Source organism: uncultured Flavobacterium sp., from assembly GCF_963975005.1.
GTDB lineage: Bacteria > Bacteroidota > Bacteroidia > Flavobacteriales > Flavobacteriaceae > Flavobacterium.
In genome coordinates, this window is the sequence record NZ_CAXBFR010000132.1 from 1 (window position 1) to 7,482 (window position 7,482).

General features: G+C 30.7%; 8 protein-coding genes. 4 read left to right on the top strand and 4 right to left on the bottom strand.

Annotated features, from left to right (window positions below):
- The 3 genes from AACZ53_RS12710 to recR form a co-directional block, all read right to left on the bottom strand.
- The coding region (locus tag AACZ53_RS12710; protein WP_339839103.1) for a Wzz/FepE/Etk N-terminal domain-containing protein at positions 1 to 1,503 on the bottom strand (1,503 nt) is incomplete at its 3' end.
- 2 nt (positions 1,504 to 1,505) lie between these two features.
- Positions 1,506 to 2,294, bottom strand: a complete 789-nt coding sequence (locus AACZ53_RS12715; RefSeq protein ID WP_339839105.1) for a polysaccharide biosynthesis/export family protein — start codon at positions 2,292 to 2,294, stop codon at positions 1,506 to 1,508.
- 71 nt (positions 2,295 to 2,365) lie between these two features.
- Positions 2,366 to 2,986: a recombination mediator RecR gene (gene recR, locus AACZ53_RS12720; RefSeq protein WP_339839108.1), complete on the bottom strand. Its 621-nt coding sequence runs from the start codon at positions 2,984 to 2,986 to the stop codon at positions 2,366 to 2,368.
- A 78-nt stretch (positions 2,987 to 3,064) separates the two neighbouring features.
- Here recR and AACZ53_RS12725 point away from each other — a divergent pair, with 78 nt between their 5' ends.
- The gene (locus AACZ53_RS12725; RefSeq protein WP_339839111.1) at positions 3,065 to 4,507 is read left to right on the top strand and encodes a sodium:solute symporter; all 1,443 of its coding nucleotides are present in this window, start codon (positions 3,065 to 3,067) and stop codon (positions 4,505 to 4,507) included.
- Here the strand turns inward: AACZ53_RS12725 and AACZ53_RS12730 are convergent.
- A complete protein-coding gene (locus AACZ53_RS12730; RefSeq protein ID WP_339839113.1) occupies positions 4,484 to 4,843 on the bottom strand; it encodes a CoA-binding protein in 360 nt (119 codons plus the stop codon). The two genes, AACZ53_RS12725 and AACZ53_RS12730, sit on opposite strands and share 24 nt — an antisense overlap.
- A gap of 98 nt (positions 4,844 to 4,941) precedes the next feature.
- On the opposite strand from AACZ53_RS12730, the gene AACZ53_RS12735 reads away from it, so the two are divergent.
- The 3 genes from AACZ53_RS12735 to AACZ53_RS12745 form a co-directional block, all read left to right on the top strand.
- A complete protein-coding gene (locus AACZ53_RS12735; protein WP_339839116.1) occupies positions 4,942 to 5,364 on the top strand; it encodes a hypothetical protein in 423 nt (140 codons plus the stop codon).
- Positions 5,365 to 5,417: 53 nt separating this feature from the next.
- A complete protein-coding gene (locus tag AACZ53_RS12740) occupies positions 5,418 to 6,059 on the top strand; it encodes a MarC family NAAT transporter (protein ID WP_339839119.1) in 642 nt (213 codons plus the stop codon).
- A gap of 73 nt (positions 6,060 to 6,132) precedes the next feature.
- The coding region (locus tag AACZ53_RS12745) for an SDR family oxidoreductase (RefSeq protein WP_339839121.1) at positions 6,133 to 7,482 on the top strand (1,350 nt) is incomplete at its 3' end.

Consider the following 7,482-nt stretch of genomic DNA (forward strand, 5'->3'; position numbering starts at 1 on the left):
ATCTTTGGCTGGATCAATAAACTCAATATCCGATAAATTAGAAGCTTTTATAATATTTGCTTCTGCTCTTTTCTCAAGAAAAGTAGTATATATATTATCTTTAAGGTTAAATTTTCTGGTAAATTTTATTAGGTCTTGTTGTTGATCTGGCAATTGACCAATAGTACTTTCTGCCGTATTTATGTTTCTTGAAAGCAATGATAAATCTATTTGTAAAGCACTTTTTGAACTGGTAATATTATTTAACAATACCTTTTTTACCGATTCCATCTGAACATCAAATTCGGCAAACATCTTATCGTTCTTAACAGAATAGGCTAACTCTGATCGTTCCGCAGAAAGTTCAATTAATCTGGAAACATTGCCTATAATATTTGGATCTTCAATTCCGGCAACTGAGGGAGCTGGTAATTTAGAATAATCGTTATTTTTTTCTAGGTAATTTTTTAATAAATTATAGTAAGCTATTTTTCTATTGACAATATCTTTTTCCACATCATACTCAGATAATTTTGTTGTTAATGCTTCTCCACCCCCTTCAAGCATGTATACATTTTTATCTCTTCTAAAATCCTTAAGATCTCCCTCGGCTTCATTCATTTGTTTTTCAACATCAATCAATGTGCTGTCAATGAAACTAATTGTGTTGGTTGCAAATTGATTTTTACTGTCTAATTGACGTCTTTTTAAGGTATTGACCGTGGCGTTAAGAAAATCAACCAATCTGGCTTTATTTGTTCCTGCTTTTGCAATTTTAATTATTGAACCTCCTTTTATGTCGGCTTCTACTTCCACATTTCTATAGCCTGCAACCGTTCCATTAAAATCTGAAAACTTAATAAAATATTCTTGTGTTAAATTATTAAGATTCATCAAATCTTGTGTTAATTTAAAACTTAAAAAAGGCAATTCAATTTTTTCATTTATGCTGAACGTTTTTTTAAAATCACCAATAGGTACTTTAGTTGTACTCTTGGTGTTGTCTGCATAGTGGTTTAAATTAGCTATGGGATTATCAAATGTGGTTGAAAGTTCAATTTGATTCTGATTTAAAAACTTTATTTTAATCAATTGATTGGCAACTTGTCCTTTATTTTCATCAATACTAACTTTGAAAGGAGTTTCGCCATAAGCATCTTGTAGGCTGTAATCTCCTTGTTTAAGGTAATTTATATAATATTGAAGATTGCTTACAACTATTTCGTTATGAGACCTTGATTTTAAAGTAGTAATTACTGTTTGTACCTTATCTGAGGTTCCTCCCCAATTAAAAACTAAACTTGTGCTTGAAGAAAAAAGCTGGTTGTTTTCATCTTTGACTACTATTAAGGTTTCCATACCGTAAATCTTTTCTTTGCGAATATTTACTTGGTAGGCAACCGTAAAAGCTAAAATTAAAGATAGGACAAACCACTTCCAATAGCGTATTAACTTTGACAAAAAACCTTTAAAATCAAAGGTGTTTTGTGTTTCTAGAATATTAAAGTCTTTTATATCTAACATATTTAGTTTCTAATCAATAAAATTGTAGTTGTAACTAAAGACAAAGCCGTAATTATTGTACCAAGTGTTTGTATACCTGTCACTCCTGTTCCCCATGATTTTTGCCTTAAGGGCTTTATTATTATATAATCGTTAGGTTGAATGTAAAAATTAGGTGAATTTACAATAGTAGCGTCTGTTAAATCTAATGAATATATTTCAAAACCATGAGGCTGTTTTCTCAATATTTGCACTTCTTTTCTGTTTCCTGTAATATTAATATCTCCCGAATTTGCAATGGCTTCTAAAATAGTAACTTTTTCTTGAAACAATACATTAGTCCCTGGCTTTCCAATTTCACCATTAACTGTATAATTAAAACCCGCTAATTTTACGGTAACAAAAATTCTAGCTTCTGTAGTAAAATATTCATCCGTTAATTTTTTTTCTACGGCGACTCTTATTTCTTCTAAGGTAAATCCTAAAACATTCATTTCTCCTAAAACTGGAATTCTAATATTTCCGTGCTGGTTTACATTATATCCAGAGAAATATATCCCTTGAGCCGTTTGGGATTGTGTTTGTTGGATGGAGGCATTAAACATTTCCACTAATTTTTGATCAATTGCTTTTATGTTTATACTCAAAATATCATTTACTTGAACCCTATAAGGTTTAGCATCAAATTCATTTATTGTGATTCCGTCTGGTTTATTTCCATAATCTTGAAGATAAATCAGGTCTTTATTCGGAATACACGAAAACAATGATGTTGCAACAATAAATAGTATAAAAAAATTTAAAATTCTCATTCCATAGAAATTAGTTGGCAAATATAAACAAAAGCTTTAAAAGAGGTAATAAATATAACACTATTAAACTGTTAAACGTTTTTTATGGACACTTCAAATGGAATTCTGTGTAATAAACTTCTTCCAAGCGTTACCTCATCTGTGTATTCTAATTCATCTCCAATAGCTATTCCTCTTGCAATTGTAGAAACATTAATATCGTACTCTTGAATTTGCTTGTAAATGTAAAAATTTGTAGTATCTCCTTCCATGGTTGAACTTAAAGCAAAAATCAACTCTTTTACTTCTCCTAATTTTACTTTTTCTACAATTGGAAAAATACTCAATTGTGAGGGACCAATTCCATCAATTGGTGAAATTCGTCCTCCTAAAACATGATATAATCCTTTGTACAAACCTGTATTCTCTATAGCCATTACATCTCTAATGTCTTCGACAACACAAATTATAGTTTTATCTCTTTTTGGATTTAAACAAATATCACAAACATCATTATCCGACAAGGTATTGCAATTGTTGCAAAACTTAATTTCTAGACGCATGTGTTGCAAGGCTTCAGTTAAAAACTGTGTTTGTTCTTTGGGTTGTTTTAGTAAATGTAGCACTAACCGCAAGGCTGTTCGTTTTCCTATTCCGGGTAATTGAGCCATTTCATTTACGGCCTTTTCTAATTTCTTTGATGATAATTCCATACGTTACAAATATAGTTATTTCAATAAAAAATTTGTACTTAATTTTATTCTATTATTTTTGTGCAAAAAACTAACCCCATGCAACCCCTATCCATTTTACTTTTAGTACTTGCTTATTTTACTGTACTTATCTTATTTTCTTATTTTACTGGAAAAAAGTCAGATTCAAGCAATGATACTTTTTTTAAAGCCAACAGGCAATCGCCTTGGTATTTGGTAGCCTTTGGAATGATTGGAGCTTCTCTTTCTGGTGTAACATTCATTTCAGTTCCAGGAAAAGTTGAAGCGGCACAATTTGCTTATTTTCAAATTGTAATTGGGTATATTTTAGGTTATTTTATTATTGCAACTGTACTTCTTCCCTTGTATTATAAATTACAATTAACATCTATATACACTTATTTAGAAGAACGTTTTGGAAATTACTCCTACAAAACAGGAGCTTGGTTTTTTATTGTTTCAAGAACTGTTGGGTCAAATTTAAGGCTTTTATTAGTGGCTGATGTTTTGCAAACTCTCGTTTTTGAACCGCTAGGTATTCCTTATTGGATAACCGTTACCTCTATAATATTCTTAATTTGGGTTTACACTAATAAATCTGGAATAAAAACTATTATTTGGACTGATACTTTACAGACCTTATTTATGTTAGTTTCGGTTGTGATTTGTATTGTCGTTGTTTCTCAAGATTTAGGCTTGAACATTTCTTCTATCTCTTCTTATGTAGCTGATAGTGATTTCTCTAAGACCTTTTTCTTTGACGATATGAGTTCTCCAAAATACTTTTGGAAACAATTTTTCTCTGGTGCTTTTATTGCAATTGTAATGACTGGCTTAGACCAAGATATGATGCAGAAAAATTTAACTTGTAAAAGTTTAAAAGATGCCCAAAAGAATATGTTTTGGTTCACCATTGTCTTAACATTTGTGAACTTTTTATTCTTAGTATTAGGGTTGCTATTTACTGAATACGCTTTGAAAAACGGAATTGACGCGCACAAAGACCAATTATTTGCTGTTTTAGCTAACAATTATCTTGGCGTTGTAGTTGCTTTTAGTTTTATTCTTGGACTTATAGCTGCTGCTTTTTCATCTGCAGACAGTGCATTAACTTCTTTAACTACATCATTCAGTATTGATATTTTAAATATTGAGAAAAGATATGACGCTGCAAAACAAGTTGCCGTTAGAAAGAAAATTCACTTGCTATTTGTGGTGATTTCCATACTTGTCATTATGGTTTTCAAATATGGATTTAATGATGTAAGCATCATTGACAAAGTATTAAAATTCGCAGGATTCACTTATGGTCCTTTACTAGGACTATATAGTTTCGGATTATTTACCAAATGGAATGTAAAAGACAAATTAGTACCTATTGTAGCTATACTAGCTGTACTAATCTCTCTTTTATTAAATGCTTACGGGGAAGTTTGGTTTAATTATGCCTTTGGCTTTGAAATCTTAATGGTAAATGGATTTTTAACTTTCCTTGGATTAGTATTGATTCGTAGAAAGTAAAACTAAGGTACAAGCTTCTTCATATTTAATGCTGTTTGCTTTAAGCAATTGATAAAATTCAGGGTTTTCTGTACCTGGATTAAACAAAACTCTTTTTGGCGTTAAACCAATAATGTAATTATAATAATCTCTTTGAGCTACTGCATTAAGGTACAAAGAAACGGTATGTATTTTTGTTGCAGGTATCGCTTTTGCTTGAATAGTTACGCCACCTACTTCGCCAACTTTTTGACCAATTGCTACTACCGTATGGTTGTGTTCTACTAAACTATTAATCGCTTTAAAACTATATCTTTCTGGATTTGTTGAAGCTCCAATTACTAATGTCTTTTTCATATTTGTTTTTTAATGGCGCAAAAATACGAATAAACAATTTATAAATATTTCCTAACTGTTGTATTTAACTTTAATTTTATAATTAATTTTAAATAAAAATGCTTTTAAACATTTCACACAACGATAAAAAAATCAAGAAAACCATTAATGATTTAGTGGGAAAATCTTTTGGACTTCTAGAAAACATAAAAATGAGAGGGGTTGGTTCACCTAGACTAGTTATCACAAAAGCTAGTCAGGAAATCGGATTGATTTTAAATAAAAACAACGCGACAAAACACGCTAATGTGGAGATAAGACCTAATGGAATTATAATTGGTTTTCAATCCCAATTAGAAGTTTATGCCTTAGTTATTCCTTTTTATAAATTAGTCGTTTTTAAACCGGGTAATTTGATTACATTTCACATTGATCATCATTTCATAAGCATTGATACTTCAAAAAATGTCAAAAAAATAAAGGAATTCATGAATAAAGTTGACAATCAAAAAATGAAACAACCTTACGAATTCATAAATTAATGTTTTAATAAAACGAAATAAAACTATTTATACTACATTTGTAAAAAAAATAAATGGAAGTATTCTTACTCTTATTTGCTGCATTATTTTCAGTTTTAAACCCTATTGGAACTGTTCCAATATTTGTAGGATTGACTGAAGGTTACAACAAAACAGAACTTTCAAAGACTTCTTTATGGACAGCCATTAATGTATTTATTATATTAATGATTGCTTTTTTTGTTGGACAATATGTTTTATCTTTTTTCGGAATTACCATAACAGCTTTAAAAATTGCTGGTGGAATTATTATTACTAATTCAGGTTTTGGCTTGTTGAATGGTAAATTCAGTAAAAACAAAGGAATTAATAAAAAAGCAGAAGAGGAAGCTCAAGAAAGAAGTGATATCGCTTTAACTCCTTTAGCCATGCCAATGCTTGCTGGTCCGGGATCCATGTCTTTATTAATTGCTTTTTATCAACAATTAAAAGAATCGGACAAAATGATTACTACTTATGAAATAGTAAGTTCTTGTTTTGCTATTTTAGCTGTAGCAATAAGCATTTATTTAATCTTAAGAAGTGCTTATTTCTTATCTAGAATTCTTGGTTCATCTGGAATTGTAGCTATTTCTAGGATTGTAGGTTTCTTAACTATTGCTATTGGAATTCAATACATCATAAGTGCTATTTTGAGCATTGTAAGAGGTGTGTAAACAATTGCCAAATTTTATTAAATCAAACGCTATTATTTCTTTTTTTTCTTAACTTTAAGAAAATTTAAAAATAATGCGAATTCTTCTTACTGGTGCAAATGGTTATGTTGGCAAAAGACTTTTGCCTGAATTACTAAACAATGGCCATGAAGTGGTCTGTTGTGTAAGAAATAAAAACAGACTTGGACTTGATGCCGCAACGCTTGCCAAAATAACCATCTGGGAACTTGACTTCCTAGAAGAACCATCCCTTGAAAATCTTCCAGCTAAGTTTGATGTTGCTTTTTACCTGATTCATTCCATGTCCTCTTCTACTGATAAATTTGATGAATTAGAATCTAAAGCCGCTAAAAATTTTAATACTTACTTAGATGAAATTGGTGTAAAGCAAGTTGTTTATCTTAGTGGAATTGTCAACCAAGATACCCTTTCAAAACACTTACAATCGAGGTTAAACGTAGAAGAAATTTTATATGAAGGAAATTTCAAAACTACCGTTTTAAGAGCAGCCATAATTGTTGGCTCTGGAAGTTCTTCTTTTGAAATTATTAGGGATTTGTGCGAAAAACTTCCTTTAATGATAACTCCAAAATGGGTTTTAACAAAATGTCAACCTATTGCTATACGCGATGTGATTCAGTATTTGATTGGTGTCATGCTGAATGAAAAATGCTATGATGATTCCTTTGATATTGGTGGACCAGATATTATTACTTATAAACAAATGATGCTTTCCTATGCTAAGACAAGAAAGATAAAACTTTGGATCTATACCATACCGGTTATGACTCCAAAATTATCTTCTTATTGGTTGTATTTTGTTACCTCAACATCCTATAAATTAGCAGTAAATCTGGTAGATAGCATGCGAATGGAAGTCGTTTGCAAAGACAATCGTTTGCGTGAAATATTAGACGTACAACCTATTTCGTATGTTGAAGCTATCAAATTAGCTTTCTTAAAAATTGAACAAAATTTAGTGGTTTCAAGTTGGAAAGACAGCTTGGTAAGTGGTAGATTTAAAGAAGATTTAAGCGGTTACATTCAGGTTCCAACTTATGGTTGTTTAAAAGATGAGAAATCAATTCAAATTGAAAATCCAGAAAAAGTATTAGAAAATATTTGGTCTATTGGTGGTGAAAAAGGTTGGTATTATGGCAATTGGCTTTGGGAAATTAGAGGTTTCATGGATAAAGTAGTAGGTGGTGTTGGTTTACAAAGAGGTCGAACCCATTTAAATGAAATTGCCTCTGGTGATTCTCTAGATTTTTGGCGTGTTTTATTAGCCGATAAAAAAGAAAAAAGATTGTTATTGTTTGCTGAAATGCGTTTGCCAGGTGAAGCTTGGTTAGAATTCAGAATTGACGAAAATAATGTTTTACACCAAATTGCGACTTTTAGACCCAAAGGTTTATTTGGAAGG